Raw genomic sequence first — 1350 nt, 5'->3', positions numbered from 1 at the left:
ACAATAATTGTCAAATCTATGTTTCGATTTTTTACTGCGCCGTTGTGAGGAGTATCCTTTGGAATGAGTTCCTGATCAAAAAGTCCTTCCGAGGTTGAAGAAGTAGAAACCAACATAGGCGTGACATTTTGAGGCAGTAGTTCCTTAAGGGGTTCTTCGATATGAGGCTCTGAATAAAGGGGGTAAGCATATGAGTTCATAGCAAAGTGAAATCCGCGCTGTTCAACGAGAGAGAGAGACGCGGCTATATTCACAATCGTGTCATCCAGTAGGTGAAAGACGTCTCCCCCATCGAGCATATGCTTACAGAGGAAGGCATCTTTAATGCTTTGCCAGTCAACGACAAAAAAGGTTGAAAGAAAATTGAGTGAATGTATTCGTTGGTAATCAATTAAGCTCTTCAGAGTGACATCGTATAAAGTATCATCGGAAAGACCGTCTTCGACCAATGAGGAAACGCGGCATACATTATAGCTCTTCATTACGGGGTGCGAGGCTAAGATCTCCCAAGTCGATTTTCCAGAGGCAAGATCCGTCCCGAGTCCAAAAACGAACGCGACGGTCCCCTCGTCTTTTAACAGTGTGTCGAGAAAATCTTGCTCTCGTTTGCTGACTACGTGTTCCTTATTAGCGTATTCCTTCTTTAGTCGCCGAGCTACATCTATGGACGCTGACTTAGTAGCGATAGAACGATTTGGATAGTATTGGTCCAGGAGTCTCGATAATTCCATGGCGCCTTCTTCTGGGGCAGTATCGCTAGAGCTATGGTCTCCTGAAGTGTATGACCATATGACTTTCGTAAAATTGCCAAAGTGGGCAACGAGCCTTAAAGGTAAGGTCTGATTGGTGTGAGCTAAAAGGCTTGATGGCACCAGAAGAGAAAAGCCCGAGGAGTGACTAGCAGCATGATAGGGAAATGCTACTGCTACATCTTCCCGCTCTTCTTTGGGCACGGATGAATCGAGGATGAGGTCACCCAACTGGAGTTGTAATTGAACATGCGCGTAAGGGAAAAAGCACCAACCGGTGAGATGTTGATATTCTCTTGCTAAGCGGTGGTAGCTTTGGCCTGAGCAGTAGCCGTCAGCTGTAAACTCAGGGGCGCTATCGATGGCAAAGTGTAACTTTGGCCAATACGATTTAAGGTATTTTAAGGACTGATGCATAGCTGGCATAATGGTACTCTAAATGCTGAACATATCCAAACCACTAAGTACTAGATTTCTTAAACAGCCAGCTGAAAAATAGAGCTCTCCCCTACCGATATTTAAGTGGATGGAGGATTCTTTCATGTCATAAGTCAGAAGAGGGCGAGGGAGCCACAGGAGGTCAATTCAATTCACTCATTCC

General features: G+C 45.0%; 1 protein-coding gene. It reads right to left on the bottom strand.

Translation table 11 applies throughout. From position 1 onward, the window contains the following. Positions 1–1175, bottom strand: a 1175-nt coding sequence (locus EBR25_14085) for a hypothetical protein (GenBank protein ID NBW42099.1), incomplete at its 3' end; no start/stop codon positions are given. Positions 1176–1350 lie beyond the last annotated feature (175 nt).

It is taken from the genome of bacterium, assembly GCA_009926305.1.
Lineage (GTDB): Bacteria > Bdellovibrionota_C > UBA2361 > UBA2361 > RFPC01 > RFPC01.
This window is presented reverse-complemented; position numbering and strand designations above follow the sequence as displayed.